Raw genomic sequence first — 17,312 nt, forward strand, 5'->3', positions numbered from 1 at the left:
GACAGCAAAGGAGCTTTCTGTCGTTCGTAGGGATTTAGAGGCTCATCACCATAATGTGTGGTTGATTTCCGTTCCGGCTGGACGCTTTCCAGGGGGCGTCCAACCTCCACTCCAATCAACGAGCATTCTAAAATAAATACAAATTTTAATCAAATGCCACTTATTACTTTTCGTATTGATTACAAATGACATGGAAAATACCGTCAGCAGTGCGTAAGGTGTTCGCTTGTATAACTGTACAGCATTCGTGCCTTAGTAATGAACCTCCAAATCAATTATTTTCATTGAATTTCCCACAGCAACCTTTTACAATAAATTATTCGATATGCTTTTGATCGCGCTTATAAAATTGATAAAGTTTAATGAGGGCGCGCTTTTCGATACGAGATACATAGCTGCGAGAAATATGCAGACGAGCGGCGATTTCTTTTTGTGTTAGGGCATCCTGATGATTTAAGCCATACCGAAGCGTGACAATTTCTAATTCTCTTTCATCGAGCATGTGAAGGTAGCGGTAGAGTTGTGCTACATGCTCTTTATTCTCCAACTTTTCTGTAGCGCTTTCTTCATCGCATTGCAATAAATCTCTGATTTGCAGTGCATTACCATCCTTATCCGTTCCAATTGGTTCAAACAACGACACATCTTTTTGTACTTTTTTTTGTGTGCGTAAATGCATTAGTATCTCGTTTTCGATACAACGTGCTGCATATGTGGCAAGACGTGTTTTTTTGTCAGGCGTATAGCTTTCTACAGCTTTCATAAGCCCAATGGTACCTATGGAAATATAATCATCTAATTGCTCGTGCTTCGGATGGAACTTTTTTACGACATGTGCAACGAGTCTCATATTACGTTCGATTAAGTCGAGCCGTGCTTGTTCATCACCATTTAAAAACCTTTCAAGACAAGCCGCCTCCTCTTCCTTTGTAAAAGGCTTATGAAATGTTTTGCCTTTTAAATAGCCAAGTAAAGCAGGGATCTCAAACCACAGCTGCATTAAAGAAGTAAAAAATCCGCTCATTGTGTATTTTCATCCTCTCACCATCATTTTTCGACATTATATGATGAGAAACTGAGTTCAATGAAAAAAAGTGCAACAGCAATGTCGCTGTTACACTTTTTTTAGCGTAAATGTACTAATCATGAGTAATGCTAGTATGGGAAACAGGAAAAGATAAAAGGCTGGGTGGAACGTATTTGCAGCGAGGTACGTCAATGTTAGTATGGTTCCTGCAGCTGTAATAGGTAACCCTGTGAAATAGCCGTTTGCATCACTAATGTTGAAGCGTGCTAAACGCATTGCCCCACAGACGATGTAAAGAACGGTCATCATCATGCCTACAAAACCAAAATCAACCATGACAACTTCATACATTAATAATGCAGGTGCCACGCCAAATGATATAATATCACTCATAGAATCCAATTGTTTACCTAATTCGGATTCTTGTCCGAGGGCACGTGCTACTTTACCATCATAACGATCAAGTAAAGCGGCAATGAAGATAAACAAGACACTATAACTATAATATTCATGTAAAGTGGCCATAATTGCTGCACCACCAAAGGACATATTACTAATTGTTATGAAGTTAGCTGCGTGCGATTTCATTTTCTTAACCGTAGTATCCACCAACTTGTGATAAAAAAACAAGGGGGATCACTCCTTTGCACTTAAGATATTGTATCATTATACTTCGAATGAAATAAAAATGACAGTCAAATTTAATCGATAGGAGTTTTGCTTTATGAAAGAAAAACTATATCAACGTTTAATTGAATTAACGAATGGTAAACAATCCTCCCAACTTTTACAAACAATTGCAAAAGCGAAGTGGAGTAAACGTATAATTCCAAGCTATATGAGAGTATACGATATTAACCTTGAAGAAGTTTCAAAAAAACCACAACAATTTTCAAGTTTACATGATTTTTTTACAAGAGAACTACTAGAAGAAGCACGTCCAATTGCACAAAGTCCGTCTACCTTTGCTAGCCCAGTAGATGCCAAAATCGAATCGTTTGGACGTATTGAGTGGGATATGACGTTTCAGGTAAAAGGAAAACCGTATTCATTACAAGATTTATTAGGCAATAATGAGCGTGCAACGCATTATTCAGATGGTTATTATATCGTATTTTATTTAAGCCCAGCGGATTATCACCGAATTCATAGCCCGATTGATGGTAAAGTGCTACGCCAGTATACGCTAGGCAACACATCTTATCCGGTAAATCATCTAGGTTTAACATACGGCAAAAAACCAATTTCGCATAACTACCGCCAAGTGACAGAACTTAAACTTGAAGATGGAAAGCAAGTAGCGTTTATTAAAGTCGGTGCAACGTTTGTAAATTCGATTGTCCTTACGAATAGGACAGAATATTGGAAAAAAGGTCAAGAAGTTGGCTATTTTTCATTTGGTTCAACAGTTGTCATGTTATTTGAAAAGGATTCGATTGCGTTTACAGAAAATGTTGTCAAAGGAAGTCCTATTCGAATGGGTGAAGCGTTCGCAAATATGCTATAATAGTGTAATAATACGTTTAGATTAGGGGTTACTATTTTGTATAATTTTTTATTACCAAATGAATTTGTCTCGAGTGTTTTCGATATTACACCCGAAAAACTTCAAGACCTAGGAATTAAAGGGATTATTACAGATTTAGATAATACGCTTGTAGAATGGGATCGTGCAGATGCAACTGAAGAGTTGATTGTATGGCTCCGTATTATGAAAGAAGCAGGTATACGTATTATTATCGCATCGAATAATAATGAGGCGCGTGTAAAAGCATTTGCAGAGCCACTGGACATTCCGTATATTCATAAAGCGAGAAAACCGCTGCGCAATGCGTTTTATGGCGCTGTTATTCAATTAGGGCTTCGTCCGAATGAAGTAGTAATGGTGGGAGATCAGCTACTAACAGACGTGATGGGCGCTAATCGTTTAGGTTTGCACACAATTTTAGTAAAGCCTGTTGCACAATCAGACGGCTTTGTAACAAAATTCAATCGTTTCATTGAACGACGTGTGTTCAACGATTTGAAACGAAAAGGTAAAATGACTTGGGAGGACAAAGAATGAACGAAATGCCAAATTGTATTGGCTGTGGTACAACAATTCAAACAGAAGATAAAACAGCAATCGGGTACGCACCCCCATCATCCTTAGAAAAAGACGTGGTTATATGCCAACGTTGCTTCCGTTTGAAAAATTATAATGAAATTCAACCAGTGTCATTAACGGATGACGACTTTTTACGTATTTTAAACGGCCTTGGAACACAGCAGGGCTTAATCGTCAAAATCGTCGATATTTTTGACTTCAATGGAAGTTGGTTACCAGGACTTCACCGCTTCGTCGGGAAAAATCCGGTACTACTTGTGGCCAACAAAGTAGATTTACTGCCAAAATCAGTGAACCCTAAAAAGGTTATCAACTGGTTAAAACGTGAAGCGAAAGCACTTGGTCTACAACCAATTGATGTGCTTTTAGTTAGTGCACACAAAGGAAAAGGTATGACAGAAGCGATGGAAGCAATTGACGAATACCGCAATGGTCAAAATGTATACGTCGTAGGTTGTACAAATGTTGGAAAATCAACGTTCATCAATCGCATTATTAAACAAGCAACGGGTGAAGGTGAAGTTATTACGACATCGCATTTCCCTGGGACAACACTGGATATGATCGAAATTCCACTTGACGACGGTAGTTCATTATATGACACGCCAGGTATCATTAATCACCACCAAATGGCACACCATATTGATGCAAGTGAATTAAAATATATTATGCCCAAAAAAGAAATTAAACCAAAAGTGTATCAGCAAAATCCAGGTCAAACGTTATTTATTGGTGCATTAGCGCGCTTTGATTTTATTCAAGGGGAACGCTCAGCCTTTACGGTACACATTGCCAATGACCTACCTATACACCGTACGAAGCTTGAAAAGGCTGATACATTATATGCTGAGCATAAGGGTGAATTACTTGCACCACCAACAGCTGACTTTATCGACAAGCTACCAGAATTAGTGCGTCATGAGTTTTCGATTAAAGAAGCGAAAACGGATGTTGTGTTCTCTGGCCTTGGCTGGATTACAGTACAGCATGCGAATGTAGTGATTGCAGCGTACGCGCCAAAAGGTGTACAAGTATCGATTCGTCCGTCACTAATTTAGTAAACATGTAGTAGAGAGAGGGACAGGAAATGAAGAAATGGTTTGCGGTTATTGGTGATCCCATCGAGCATTCGAAATCACCAGCAATGCATAATGCATGGTTTGAAGAAATGACAATCGATGCGGCGTACATTCCAGTACATGTAACACCAGAAAATTTAGAAGCGGCAGTTGCGGGCTTTAAAACTTTAGGTGCAAGTGGCTGGAACGTCACAATTCCGCATAAAACAGCCATCATTCCCTATTTAGATGAGTTAGATGAGCTAGCAGAAAAAATGGGTGCGGTCAATACAGTTGTTCGCACTAAGGGCGGCAAGTTAAAAGGTTATAATACGGACGGCGTTGGCTTTGTCCGTTCGCTTGAAGAAGCGGTTGGTGCACATCATAAAGACAAGCCTGTACTACTGATTGGTGCTGGTGGTGCGGCTCGCGGAATTGCTTTTGCGATGCAACAACAAGGCTATACGAACTTGACGATTGCCAATCGCACGGTGGAAAATGCTCAGACAATTGTTGATGAGATGGGCACAGGCCGTGCGATTTCATTGGCAGAGGCAGAGAAAAGCTTAGCTGACTTCGGTATTTTAGTACAAATGACGTCGGCTGGACTTGCCACGGGCAATTTTTCGATGCCATTTTCACTTAATCGACTCACAAAGGGCGCAATTGTTGCGGATATTGTGTATAATCCATTAATGACGCCTTTTTTGCAAGCGGCTGAGGAAAAAGGTGCATGTGTAGTAACAGGTCTTGGGATGTTCGTGCATCAAGGGGCCATCGCTTTTAATTATTGGCTTGGTGAATACCCAAATACAAATTCAATGATTGCGCAATTACAAGAGCAATTGGGAGGACAATAGATTTTATGTTAACAGGTAAACAAAAACGTTTTTTACGTGCGGAGGCACATCATTTAACACCGATTTTCCAAGTAGGAAAAGGCGGCGTGAGTGACGAAATGACAAAACAAATTCGTGAAGCATTAGAAGTACGTGAACTGATTAAAGTTCGTATTTTAGATAACTGTGAAGATGACAAACAAGAAGTGGCAGAGGCTCTTGCAAAAGGTACACGTGCTGAACTTGTTCAATTAATCGGTTTAACAGTTGTTTTATATAAAGAATCACGCAACAATAAAAAGATTGTGTTACCAAAAGCAGCGAAGTAAGGTGAGACGATGAAAAAAGTCGGTTTACTAGGTGGAACATTTAATCCGCCTCATATCGGGCATTTAATGATGGCCAATGAAGTCTTTCATGCGCTGGATTTAGATGAGGTTCGTTTTATGCCAAACGCGCTACCACCACATAAGCAGGCACGTCATGACGCAAGCGACGCCGAGCGTATTGATATGGTAAAGCTTTCAATAGCACCATATCCACATTTTCGGACAGAGTTGTTTGAGGTGGTCAAAGGTGGCGTGTCCTATTCGTATGAGACACTTGCTGCGCTTTGTGCGAGAGAGCCGAACGTGAAGTTTTATTTCATTATTGGTGGGGATATGATTGATACGCTTCATACATGGTATTGTATTGAAGAATTGGTCAAGCTCGTGCAGTTCGTGGGCGTAAGACGTCCTGGGACAGCGGCGAAAACGGATTACCCTGTTATAATGGTGGATGTACCGCAAATCGATTTATCGTCTACGCTAATTCGTGAACGCCTTGCTACTGGAGGGACGGTTACATTTTTACTGCCAGAAGCAGTAGAGTCGTTCATACGAGAGGAAGGTCTTTATGGAACGCGAACAGTATTTAGCGGCGATTAAACCTCGTATGCCTGAGAAACGCTATATTCATACAATTGGTGTGATGGAAACAGCTATTAGCTTAGCTGAGCGTTTCGATGAAGATGCAAAAAAAGCGGAAACAGCGGCCATTCTTCACGATATTGCGAAATATGCAGATATCGATTGGATGGAGCAAATTGTCCGTGACGAAAATTTAGATCAACGCCTCCTAGGTTGGGGTAGTGAACTACTACATGGACCAGTAGGAGCGTATATTGCAGAAAGCGAGTTTGGCATTACCGATGCAGATGTGCTGAATGCTATTCGTTTTCATACGACGGGGCGCGTTGGTATGAGTAAGCTTGAAAAAATTCTTTTTGTCGCAGATATGATTGAACCGAATCGTAAATTTGATGGTGTCGATCGTCTGCGTAAAAAGGCACAGAAAGACCTGGATAAAGCAGTAGGAGCTTGTGTTCGTCATACGCTATCTTTTTTAATCGATACGAAGCAAGCAATTTATCCAGTTTCAATAGAATGTTATAACGATATGATGAAAAGAGAGGAAAGTGAAGGATGACTTCAACTTTATTACAAGCAGCATACAAAGCAATCGATGACAAACATGGTGAGGATATTGTCGTCTTAAATATGGAAGGAATTTCACTTTTAGCAGATTACTTCATTATTACACACGGTAATTCAGATCGACAAGTACAAGCGATTGCACGTGAATTACAAGATGTAGCCGTAAAAGAAGGACATGAAATCCGTCGCGTGGAAGGCTTTGATGGCGCACGTTGGATTTTAGTAGACCTTGGAGATGTAGTAGCACACGTATTCCACAAAGATGAGCGTTCTTACTATAACCTAGAACGTCTATGGGGCGATGCACCGCAACTAGACATTCCACAAGCGTAAGTTTGAGTAGTTATGAACGATTTGCAGAGGTGTATGATGAACTGCAAACAGATATTCCATATGATCGTTATGTGGAATGGATCAAGCAGTATGCACCGAGCAAAGAGTTCCCGAACCTTTTAGATATCGGCTGTGGCACGGGTGTGCTTGGCCTGATGCTTGCAAATGTCGGCTATAAGGTGAGTGGAATTGATTTATCAGAGGATATGTTAGCGATGGCAGCAGAGCGTTTTGCTGCAGTAGGTTTACATGTACCCCTCTATTGCATGTCAATGCATGAATTAGACGGCTTTGAGGCGCTAGACGCTGTGACGATTGCGATTGATTCATTGAACTACGTCGTGGAAGAAGCAGATGTCTATGCGACGCTAGAACGTATTTACGCAGCATTACGTGACGGGGGTCAACTATTTTTTGATGTGCATTCGTTATTTAAGATGAATGATGTCTTTTTAGATGGACCTTTTACGTATGATGATGGTGATATTAGCTATGTGTGGCATACAGAGCCAGGCGAGTTTGACCACTCTGTTGTGCATCAAATGACGTTTTACGTGCGCGATGAGGCAAGTGGCTTGTACGAACGTTTCGATGAGGAACATAACCAACGTACATTCCCAGTTGAACAGTATATGACATGGCTTCGTGATATTGGCTTTACTGATGTTGAAGTAACGGCTGATTTTACAGATGAAGCACCAGAATATGAAAGTGAACGCATTTTTATTCGTGCGGTCAAATAACGAACAGCTTGTTGGATTAATTTCCGGCAAGCTGTTTTTTGTGTTTTAAAATAGGGTTCACTTCAATCGTTTCAAAGGAAATGAAATAAATAGGGTCACCACCATAATGTGGGGTTGATTTCCGTTCCGGTTGGCGCTTTCCGTGGGGCGTCCGATGAGCCAGCTTCGGGGCAACACGATGTTGGTCACAAAGGCGATGTCACAGGATGTGACGCTTTTAGCCTTTGTTCCCCTTGCGTTCGCTCCAGGGTCTCATCTGTGACGCTGATCCCCTAGGAAGCTTTGCTCTGTAGCGAAAGGCGAATGCCGTCAGCTACACTCGCCCAGCCTCCACTCCAATCAACAGGCAATCTAAAGTTAATACACAATGACATTCCCCGTTTTTGGTGATGAACTTCTTTTTTCTACAAATGGAATGACAATACCATCAGCTCAACTCAAGATGTCCGCATGAAAAACTGTGTAGTATTCGCACCTAGCTTGAAGTTCGATGCATCATGAATGGACTTGTGTTAAGTGTAATGAGGCTTAAAATCATTGGAAATATTACTTGCATAGTAGTCCTTGGTTTGAAATCATAGGGAACACCATCTGCATGGTAGTCCCTATATTAAAAACGAAAAGCATGGAATTGTATGAAAATGCTGTTGTTTGGAGAAGTGTCCGCTCAACTCCTGCCGGGTAGGCTCGTCGCTCGCCCTGCGGAAAGCGAGCGGTTAGCTTCGAAAAACAACTTAGGTGTTACAGTGCTCTCAAGTTCAGATTTTTGTTTAGACCCATATATATGAGTATTACGTCTTCTCAGCGAAAGGGAAATATTGTATGATATAGCTGACTCCATATGATTTGCCTTTTGCATAGAAAGGATGTTTTTGATGATCCAGTCTTTATGGCAAAAGTACGGCAAAAGTGTGCTGCTCCCTGGCATACTAGTTATCATTGGACTTTGTTACTTCTATTTTTCGAGTACTGACTCTTCACCTCCCCAAGAAGAGCTCATCGAAACAATCCAACCTACTGAACAAACCAAAACGATAGAACCTGTAGAAGAAGCGGTCTTACAACAGGTGCTTGTCGATGTAAAAGGTGCTGTGTTATATCCTGGTGTCTATTCATTAAACGCGGAGCAACGTATTATTGATGCGGTGCAGCTTGCTGGTGGTTATACGACGGATGCAAATACGCAGCATATTAATCATGCGCAAAAAGTGCAGGATGAGATGGTCATTTATATTCCTGAGAAGGGTGAGCAGCTTGACGAAGTGACGTCAGGTTTTATTTCGATGCCAACTGCTGATTCGTCTACTAGTGGCGGAAGCGCTAAAGATGGCAAAGTCAATTTAAACAAGGCAGACGAGATGACACTCACGACACTTGCTGGTATTGGCCCCTCGAAGGCACAAAGTATCATCACCTACCGGGAAGAAAACGGTGGCTTCCAAACGATTGAGGATTTAAAAAAAGTTACCGGGATCGGTGACAAAACGTATGAAAAACTAAAGGATTCAATTTCGGTCAAATAAAGGCTCACCACCAAAAGTCGGGGATGGCGTTTTATTAAAGGGTATATTGATTTTAGGTTGCTGTTGATTGAAGCGGCTCATCGGACGCCCACCTGGAAAGGAAATTAACCACAAGTTATGATGATGAGTCAAATAAATTCGGTTGTATTGACGGCTCTTTTCAAAAAGGGCTAAACTATAGTAGAAAAATGCTATAGCCTAGATACTAGGAAGAAAATATTTTGGAGGTAGTCATATGGAGCGTATTACTTGGGATCAATTTTTTATGGCACAAAGTCATTTACTTGCACTGCGCAGTACTTGTACAAGACTGTCAGTAGGCGCAACTGTTGTGCGTGATAAACGTATCATTGCAGGGGGCTATAACGGCTCGATTACAGGCGATGAGCATTGCATCGAGGAAGGCTGTTATGTAGTAGATAATCATTGTGTGCGAACAGTACACGCAGAGATGAACGCCCTGCTTCAATGTGCAAAATACGGTACACCGACAAAGGGTGCTGACCTGTATGTGACGCATTTCCCTTGCTTACCATGTACAAAATCAATTATTCAAGCAGGTATCCATCGCATCTATTACGCAACTGATTATAAAAATAATCCGTATGCACAGGAATTATTTAAAAAAGCTAGTGTGGAAGTGGTACATGTACCGTTTGATGAACGCAAAATTGATTTTTTAAGCGATGACAAACTAGCTTTGTACATAGATATGCTGAATGAACTGCGTGCAAGTGGTATGCCAGCAGAAAAATTACTCCCATATGAACAGAGGGTGAGCGAATTATTTGGAAAAATGATGTAGCGCATAAATGGATTTATGTAGCACTCGCTGTACTTGTAGCGTCGGTAGCGGCGCACAGGTCAGCTTGGTTACTTGTTGTAATACTTTTTTTAGCTGTGTGGCTTACTATAAAAGGTGAGAGGCGCATTATTTCGGCACTCGTAGTGGGTGCTGGCTTTCTTCCTTTTTTCTTCGTTTCTTTCATTCAACTGACGGAACCTTCCCCTTTACCGTCAATCTTTCAACTAACTTGGACAAGTGAATATAAAATTAATGGGCAAAAGTTACGTGGCTTTACGAAAACTGAAACAGGTGAGAAGTTGTATACTGTCTACACTTTTCCTACTGAGCAAGAGAAGAAGTATTATGAGACAACCCCTATTACTGGCTTTACGTATCGCGTGCAAGGTGAACTTGTGCCACCCGATCCACCAGCGCATGTATATGCCTTCTCTATGCAAGATTATCTTGTGAGTAAAGGCGCTAGCGGCACATTCGAAGTAACGAGCTGGACGCTTGTATCGGAGGAGAGGTCAATTCGCACGTTTCTCGCGAAGCAGCGATTTCAATTAAAAAAGCATATTGAGGCGACTTTTCCGCCTTCACTTGTCGCAGAAGCACAGGCACTACTGATTGGCTTACAAGACAATGTGGACGATGAATTGCAGCGTGCCTACCAAAAGCTTGGTATTACGCATTTATTTGCGATTTCAGGCCTTCATGTAGCACTTGTATCGTGGTTATTTTACGAAGGGTTACTTCGCGTTGGTGTGCGGAAGGAAATAGCGACGATTGTACTCCTTATTATATTGCCAGTGTACGGTTTTATAGCGGGTGGTGCGCCGTCGGTTTGGCGCGCGGTTTCGGTCGTGGAATTTGTCATGCTTATGCGCTATGTGAAGTGGCGTGTACCGATTGATGATGCACTGGCCATTAGTTTTATCGGCTTTGTCCTTCTTGAGCCCGGCGTTATTTTTCAAGTTGGCTTTCAGTTGTCGTATTTAGCAACGGCAAGTCTTATTTACTCAGGTGTTATTTTTAAACAAGCAAAAAGCTGGTTTATGCAGTCATTTCTATTAACGTTCGTCTGTCAGCTACTTGTTTACCCCTTGTTACTCCATCATTTTTATGAGATTTCAATTTCCTCATTTTTAGTGAATATTGTCTTCGTACCGCTATTTTCCTTTGTTATTTTACCTGTTAATATTGTGCTACTTGTTGTGACGTATGTCTCGATGCCTGTGGCGAAGCTATTGTTCCTTGTCTATGAGCCATTACGTATATGGCTGACGGAGGCGATTTTATACGTGCAGGCGTTGCCGTTTCAGTTATGGTCACCGGGCAAGCCTGCGATATGGCTTGTGTGCGTGGCATTTATCAGTGTCCTCGTAGGATTTTATTTGTTAGAGGAACGGAGGTATGGCAGGTTTGCGGTTGCGCTACTGGTGCCTGTTTTTTGTATTCATCTAGCGCCATTATTGTATAACGAGACGAAGCTAACGTTTTTAAATGTAGGACAGGGTGACTGTACGATTATTGAATTACCGTTTAGAAGGGCTGTATACGTCGTTGATGCAGGCGGAGTGTTACGCTTTGAGCAAGAGGCATGGAAGGCTTCAAACAGCCCTTACGAGGTCGGAAAGCAGGTTGTTGTACCATTTCTAAAGGGAAAAGGGATACGAGACATTGATATTTTTATCGTGACACATGCGGATGCCGATCATGTGGAAGGCGCTGAAGAGGTATTAGAGGAAATACGGATGCGTGAAATTCATGTAACCCCGGGTTCGCTTGGCAAACCTGTCATGAATGATTTACTAGCTGAAGCAGCAAAGCAACGAGTAACGGTAAAGGAAAAAATGCAGGGCACGGTGTGGCAAGTAGGAGAGACAAGCTTTCATTATTTATGGCCACAGGATGTTTATTATGAAGGAAATGATGATTCAATAGTGCTGTACATGCAACAGGCGTCGTTTCAAGCACTGTTAACAGGTGATTTAGAGGAAAATGGGGAGCAACAGCTTATCAGGCTTTACGGCAGTCAGCTCGCTGATATGACGCTATTAAAAGCAGGACATCACGGTAGTAAGACGTCAAGCATTGAACCGTTTGTTGAACTTCTAAAGCCAGAGTTAACTATCTTTAGTGCGGGACTTAATAATCGTTATCGTCACCCGCACGATATCGTTGTTGAGCGTTTTATAAGCCGAGATTTGCCGACTTTAATAACAGGGACAGATGGCACGATAGAAATACGTATTCGTGATGGTAGTTGGTTAGTGGATATAGAAAAAGACCTTGTCCAATAAAACAAGGTCTTTTTCGAAAGTATAAGTGCTGGATTACATTGATACGAAATCTACTATTGTTGCGATGACAAACATAACCGTGAAGACTGCGAAAGGTATTGCAAAACCAATACCAGAATCAATTGCGTCGTTACGTTTGCATTGTACATTTTTACCTTCAAATGGATTCATTGCTATCCCTCCAATTCTGTTATTTATTATAAGACATCGTTTACATAAAATCTATATCGAATACAAGATTTAGCAGTGTTTGTAAGAATAGACACAATTCGGTCAAAGTCACAATCATGCGTAAATCATGTATACTACTTGTATTGCTATATGGAGGGAAAATTATGATTTCAACAGTTTGGAACAACATTAAAAAAGGTGAACTTTCGCCAGTCTATTTGCTCGTTGGTGAAGAAACTTATTTTATAGATGAAACGGTACGACGTTTAAAAGAGGCACTTGGCCCCGAAGAAGATATAGAAATAAGTATGTTTGATTTGGAGGAAGTACCGGTAGATGCAGTGATGGATGAGGCGGATACGATCCCGTTTTTCTCAGAGCGAAAACTTATCGTTGCAAAAAATGCATCGTTTTTAAAGGCAACTGAAAAGGGTAAAGAAAAAATAGACCATGATGTGAAACGCTTAGAGGCGTGGCTTGCAAACCCTTCTGATTTTTCAGTGACTGTCTTTATTGCGCCCTATGAAAAGCTAGATGAACGAAAAAAAGTAACGAAAATGATGAAGGAACATGCACTTTTCGTACAGGCAGAAACGCCAAAAGAGCAAGATTTAGCAGTGTGGATTAAAAGTCTTGTGAAGGCTGAGGGGAAAACGATTACCCAGGAAGCGCTTGAACAACTTGTAACCATGGTTGGACCGAATATGCTACAGCTGCAAATGGAAATTGAAAAGTTGTCGCTGTATTTAGGTGAAAGTGGGGAAATAACGCCAGTGTTAGTCGAGGACTTAGTGGCAAAGACGCTTGAGCAGGATGCCTTTAAAATGTTAAATGCGTATTTTGCAAATGATCCCGTTAGTGCGTTATCTATTTATCATGATTTACTGCGTCAAAAACAAGAACCTATTATGCTAGTTGGTTTACTGGCTTCCAATGTACGCACGATGTCGAATGTTTTTTATTTGCAAAAAAAGGGCTACCACCCACAACAAATTGCTAAGAATTTAAAAATTCATCCGTATCGTGTGAAGCTAATGGTTGAACAACGAAATCGTCCATCTGAGGAAAGCTTATTGAAGGCTTTGTATCAACTAGCTGAAGTCGATTTGCAATTAAAAACGGCTGGTGGTAATCGTGAGCGGTATTTAGAGCTGTTCTTACTGAAGCCTTTGTAAAAAATAACTATATGGATGGGTAGAAATGGTTGTATAATGTCGTGGGGGGTTTTTGAACTTGCAAAAACGAATACATTATATGGACACTTTACGCGCCATTGCAATTCTAGGTGTGCTGGTATTGCATGCTGCAACACCTTATGTAGTGTTATATGGCAAAATAGATGCAGGTGATTGGCAAACAGGTATCATTTTTAACGCACTGTCTCGTTGGTGTGTACCGATTTTCTTAATGATTAGTGGGGCATTATTACTTGGGCGAAAAGAAGAGCCACTCGGGGATTTCTTTAAAAAACGCGCAAATAAAATTTTACTACCGTTTATCGTGTGGTCTCTTGTGTATTATGCGTGGGCTACGTATATGTGGAATCCGGGATACTCCGTGAAAGAATTTTTAATCCTATTTTCCAATAATAAAGTGTACTATCATTTATGGTATTTTTATGCGTTAATTGGAATTTATTTACTGATTCCTGTATTCAATATTTTCATCAATCATGCGACTCGTCAAATGATTGGTTATGTAGTTGGGTTATGGATACTTTTTTACGGGGGATTCCGCTACTATTCTTATATTTTCAGCAATGACTTTACACTTTTTTTCCCGTTAAGCGAGTACATAGGTTTCGTTTTACTCGGCTATTATTTGGCGAAATTTGAGTTAGCGAAAAAATGGCGTATGCTCATTTACGGAATTGGTGTCATTGGTGCTATCGAAACAATCGTACGAACAAATGCATTAACAGAGGCACAGGGGCAATTTACAAGCTATGCATTCTCCTATTCAAGCCCAAACGTTATTGCGATGAGTATTGCGTTATTTGTGTTCTTGAAATATTGGGTCAATCATAAGGCCGATAGTGGTACTTATGAAACGAGCCGACTTGTAAAGCTCATCGGTCAAACGAGCTTCGGTATCTATTTAATACATGCCATGGTGTTAGATAAAGTGCGTCCACTATTTTTTGAGGGTAGTGAACTCTTTATGAAACCAATGCTAGCAATCCCGCTGCAAGTGCTAATTGTTTTAGTCATTTCTACACTCAGTGTATGGATCATTCAAAAGATTCCGGGGTTGCGTAAAATTGTATAACTATGAACGTCTATCGGTGTAGATAGACGTTTTTTTATCCTTAAATAAAAAAAAAGACCAGCTACTCTATGAAGAGTAAACTGGTCTTTATAAACACTTACGCTTTTTTAGCTAGGCGAGACTTCTTACGAGCCGCCGCGTTTTTGTGGATAAGTCCTTTTGAAGCTGCTTTATCTAAAGATTTGTAAGCTGCTTGTAAAAGTTCTTGTGCGTTCTCAGCTTTAGCAGCAACAGCGTTTTCAGCTTTTTTAACTGTAGTACGCATTGCAGATTTCACTTGAGTGTTAGCAGCGTTAGCTTTTTGGTTAACTTTTACGCGTTTAATCGCAGATTTAATGTTTGGCATATCTTTCACCTCCTAAATTAGGTACGAGATGATAACTTCTCATTGATTTCTTGTGTCAATACAACAAAAATCATTTTAACAAACGCACGCCCAAATTGCAATAGTTAAATGCAAAGAATATTTACTTGACAGTTTGAGCAAACTAAAATGCGAGGTGAATGATATGCAAAAACTAAATTGGCAACGTACAGATTTAATTGATGAATCAGAAGAAATTGTCTTACATCAAACCAAGGAACAGAAAGACACACTTAAACAAACGAGTGGCGTCCATATTGAAGATCAGACTGAAGGGCGAGTTAAAATAACAGATGTGCAGGTCAACGATGAGGGTGAAAAGAGCATTGGTAAAAAGAAAGGGCAATATATAACACTTTCTGTACCGACGCTCACAATAGAAGACAAGGAAGGCTTTCAAGAGCTTGAAGAGGCGTTACTCACGCGGTTTAAAAAACTTCACGACAAGATATCTTGGCGAGATGACGACAAAATTTTAATTATTGGGCTGGGCAATCGCACGATTACACCTGATGCGGTTGGTCCATTTGTCATCGACCATTTGCATAATCTTGAACAAATCGATGATAAGTTTGTGATGTATGCACCAGGTGTGACAGGACAGACAGGCTATGAAACTGGCGAATTTGTTGCGGCGCTTGCAGAACGTATTCACCCAAGCTTGATAATTGTCATTGACGCACTCGCTAGTAGAGCAAGTGATCGGCTATGTAAAACGATTCAACTAACGGATACTGGCATACATCCAGGTTCGGGTGTTGGCAATCAACGTCAAGAAATCTCATATGAGGTGCTTGGTATCCCTGTCACAGCGATTGGCGTACCAACTGTGGTAGATGCGCCGGTATTAATTGCAGATGCGGTAGAACAAATGCTACGGTCTATAGCGGCACGTGTCGAAGAAAGAAATAAGCCTTCATCTAAATTGTCGCTCTCTTCGTGGCAACCAGATACTAATAAAGAACTTGATATGTCGCTTGTAGAACCAATATTTGGCGAATGGGCAACTTGGTCGAAGGAAGAAAGGCATCAACTATTTGAGGAAACTTTTGCTGGCTCTCATGCAAAGTTAATGGTAACGCCAAAAGAAGCAGATTTTTGGGTTGAAAAATATGCAAAACTTATTTCATCGATGCTCACAAAATGGGCAGACGGTTTATAATTTGACAAAACATAGCTGGCGCTTAAACGTCGGCTGTTTTTTGTTAAAGTCATCGGTTTTTTGCTCGACAGATTCAACTTCAAACTGAGCTGTACCAAGCAACTTTAAGCGAAAATTAGGAAAATAGAAGTGATTTTGATGAGTTGGAATTCATCGTTCTAAATGACACATTCCCTCCATACCATATGGGGAGGAGGGTGTGATAATTGCTAAAAAAACTACAATGGTCAACTGGTCTACTATTGTTCTTTTTCGTATTACCCGTCATTGCAGGGCAACTTCCGTTCAATAAGCAGGCATCGACTCCGGTAAAAAAGGCGGCAGAGGATACACAGATGGTGTTTGCTGCTACAAATTCAGCTGAAGAAACTATGCTGGAAAGTACAGAATTGGAAAATACAGAACCGGAAAGTACAAAACCGGAAAGTACAAAGGATCCGTTTCAAGTGTTAATTCTGTTTACGCATTCACATGAAGCGTATGGACCAATGGTGCAAAAAGTCAGTGGAAAAATAGTGAATTATGACAATCAGACAAATATTTATAAATTCAAGGATGTTATCACCAATAATTTCCAGTCGAATGGTTTACAAACGGATGTGTTGGATGTGGATGTAATGACGCTCTTGAAGAAAGAGGGAAAGAATATGAATGCCGCTTACAGTACGGTACGCCCGTATCTAGCAAATCGTTTAAAGGAACAATCCTATGATCTTATTCTTGATCTGCATAGAGATGGAATATCCAAGAAGGCATCAACGATAACTTATAATAACGAATCTTATGCAAAAATTGCCTTAGTTGTAGGAGAGGAGCATCCAAACTTTAGATGGAATACAGCTTATGCGGATAGTTTATCGACTGCAATGAATAAACTTGTTCCAAATATTTCACGAGGTGTTATCTCGAAAGACGGTGAAGGTGGAAATGGTCTCTACAATCAGGACTTAGCGAAAGAAATGATAATCGTTGAACTTGGTGGCGTAGAAAATACGGAAGAAGAGTTAAATCGTGCAATTGCGATTCTTGGGAAAGCAATTTCTACTGCTTTTGCCAAAGAGAACACATTTTAAAGCAATTTTTTCTTGGTTTACAGCTAAATTCACTCTGACATTGCGCAAACTAGCGTGAGACTGCTATAATTCA

General features: G+C 40.6%; 20 protein-coding genes. 16 read left to right on the forward strand and 4 right to left on the reverse strand.

Going from position 1 to position 17,312, the window contains the following annotated elements:
* Window positions 1-316: 316 nt before the first annotated feature.
* Window positions 317-1,024 (reverse strand): RNA polymerase sporulation sigma factor SigK, encoded by a 708-nt coding sequence (gene sigK, locus AEA09_RS04790; protein WP_053582751.1) that lies wholly within the window; start codon window positions 1,022-1,024, stop codon window positions 317-319.
* A gap of 90 nt (window positions 1,025-1,114) precedes the next feature.
* Complete coding sequence (gene pssA, locus AEA09_RS04795; protein ID WP_053584612.1) at window positions 1,115-1,615, reverse strand: CDP-diacylglycerol--serine O-phosphatidyltransferase; 501 nt, start codon at window positions 1,613-1,615, stop codon at window positions 1,115-1,117.
* A gap of 136 nt (window positions 1,616-1,751) precedes the next feature.
* Here pssA and AEA09_RS04800 point away from each other — a divergent pair, with 136 nt between their 5' ends.
* From AEA09_RS04800 to AEA09_RS04855, 12 genes are all read left to right on the forward strand, one after another.
* Window positions 1,752-2,534 (forward strand): phosphatidylserine decarboxylase, encoded by a 783-nt coding sequence (locus AEA09_RS04800; RefSeq protein WP_053582752.1) that lies wholly within the window; start codon window positions 1,752-1,754, stop codon window positions 2,532-2,534.
* Between the two features lie 36 nt (window positions 2,535-2,570).
* On the forward strand, window positions 2,571-3,092 hold the full coding sequence (locus AEA09_RS04805) for a YqeG family HAD IIIA-type phosphatase (RefSeq protein ID WP_053582753.1): 522 nt from the start codon (window positions 2,571-2,573) through the stop codon (window positions 3,090-3,092).
* Entirely contained in the window at window positions 3,089-4,192 is a 1,104-nt protein-coding gene (gene yqeH / locus AEA09_RS04810) for a ribosome biogenesis GTPase YqeH (RefSeq protein ID WP_053582754.1), read from the forward strand. The genes AEA09_RS04805 and yqeH overlap by 4 nt, the downstream gene beginning before the upstream one ends.
* Before the next feature lie 29 nt (window positions 4,193-4,221).
* Entirely contained in the window at window positions 4,222-5,052 is an 831-nt protein-coding gene (gene aroE / locus AEA09_RS04815; RefSeq protein WP_053582755.1) for a shikimate dehydrogenase, read from the forward strand.
* Window positions 5,053-5,057: 5 nt separating this feature from the next.
* Entirely contained in the window at window positions 5,058-5,360 is a 303-nt protein-coding gene (yhbY, locus tag AEA09_RS04820) for a ribosome assembly RNA-binding protein YhbY (RefSeq protein ID WP_053582756.1), read from the forward strand.
* Between the two features lie 9 nt (window positions 5,361-5,369).
* Entirely contained in the window at window positions 5,370-5,960 is a 591-nt protein-coding gene (locus AEA09_RS04825; RefSeq protein ID WP_053582757.1) for a nicotinate-nucleotide adenylyltransferase, read from the forward strand.
* A complete protein-coding gene (yqeK, locus tag AEA09_RS04830) occupies window positions 5,929-6,501 on the forward strand; it encodes a bis(5'-nucleosyl)-tetraphosphatase (symmetrical) YqeK (RefSeq protein ID WP_053582758.1) in 573 nt (190 codons plus the stop codon). The genes AEA09_RS04825 and yqeK overlap by 32 nt, the downstream gene beginning before the upstream one ends.
* Entirely contained in the window at window positions 6,498-6,842 is a 345-nt protein-coding gene (rsfS, locus tag AEA09_RS04835) for a ribosome silencing factor (RefSeq protein WP_053582759.1), read from the forward strand. The genes yqeK and rsfS overlap by 4 nt, the downstream gene beginning before the upstream one ends.
* A gap of 2 nt (window positions 6,843-6,844) precedes the next feature.
* Window positions 6,845-7,585: a class I SAM-dependent DNA methyltransferase gene (locus AEA09_RS04840; protein WP_245622780.1), complete on the forward strand. Its 741-nt coding sequence runs from the start codon at window positions 6,845-6,847 to the stop codon at window positions 7,583-7,585.
* Between the two features lie 875 nt (window positions 7,586-8,460).
* Window positions 8,461-9,108, forward strand: coding sequence for a helix-hairpin-helix domain-containing protein (locus AEA09_RS04845; RefSeq protein WP_053582761.1), 648 nt, complete (start codon window positions 8,461-8,463; stop codon window positions 9,106-9,108).
* Between the two features lie 235 nt (window positions 9,109-9,343).
* Entirely contained in the window at window positions 9,344-9,913 is a 570-nt protein-coding gene (locus tag AEA09_RS04850) for a ComE operon protein 2 (RefSeq protein WP_053582762.1), read from the forward strand.
* Window positions 9,914-10,008: 95 nt separating this feature from the next.
* Window positions 10,009-12,201 (forward strand): DNA internalization-related competence protein ComEC/Rec2, encoded by a 2,193-nt coding sequence (locus AEA09_RS04855; protein ID WP_245622781.1) that lies wholly within the window; start codon window positions 10,009-10,011, stop codon window positions 12,199-12,201.
* A gap of 33 nt (window positions 12,202-12,234) precedes the next feature.
* On the opposite strand, the gene AEA09_RS19470 is transcribed toward AEA09_RS04855, so the two are convergent.
* A complete protein-coding gene (locus AEA09_RS19470) occupies window positions 12,235-12,372 on the reverse strand; it encodes a YqzM family protein (protein ID WP_082332565.1) in 138 nt (45 codons plus the stop codon).
* Between the two features lie 164 nt (window positions 12,373-12,536).
* On the opposite strand from AEA09_RS19470, the gene holA reads away from it, so the two are divergent.
* Window positions 12,537-13,547: a DNA polymerase III subunit delta gene (gene holA / locus AEA09_RS04860; protein ID WP_053582764.1), complete on the forward strand. Its 1,011-nt coding sequence runs from the start codon at window positions 12,537-12,539 to the stop codon at window positions 13,545-13,547.
* Between the two features lie 58 nt (window positions 13,548-13,605).
* Entirely contained in the window at window positions 13,606-14,640 is a 1,035-nt protein-coding gene (locus AEA09_RS04865) for an acyltransferase (RefSeq protein ID WP_053582765.1), read from the forward strand.
* A gap of 97 nt (window positions 14,641-14,737) precedes the next feature.
* On the opposite strand, the gene rpsT is transcribed toward AEA09_RS04865, so the two are convergent.
* Window positions 14,738-14,986 carry a 30S ribosomal protein S20 gene (gene rpsT, locus AEA09_RS04870; RefSeq protein WP_053582766.1) on the reverse strand — a complete coding sequence of 83 codons (249 nt, stop codon included), beginning with the start codon at window positions 14,984-14,986 and terminating at the stop codon, window positions 14,738-14,740.
* A 163-nt stretch (window positions 14,987-15,149) separates the two neighbouring features.
* Here rpsT and gpr point away from each other — a divergent pair, with 163 nt between their 5' ends.
* Together gpr and spoIIP are read left to right on the forward strand one after the other, a co-directional pair.
* Complete coding sequence (gene gpr, locus AEA09_RS04875; protein WP_053582767.1) at window positions 15,150-16,166, forward strand: GPR endopeptidase; 1,017 nt, start codon at window positions 15,150-15,152, stop codon at window positions 16,164-16,166.
* A 206-nt stretch (window positions 16,167-16,372) separates the two neighbouring features.
* Window positions 16,373-17,239: a stage II sporulation protein P gene (spoIIP, locus tag AEA09_RS04880; RefSeq protein WP_053582768.1), complete on the forward strand. Its 867-nt coding sequence runs from the start codon at window positions 16,373-16,375 to the stop codon at window positions 17,237-17,239.
* The last annotated feature ends 73 nt before the right edge of the window (window positions 17,240-17,312 follow it).

Origin of the sequence: Lysinibacillus contaminans, assembly GCF_001278945.1 — a bacterium.
GTDB lineage: Bacteria > Bacillota > Bacilli > Bacillales_A > Planococcaceae > Lysinibacillus > Lysinibacillus contaminans.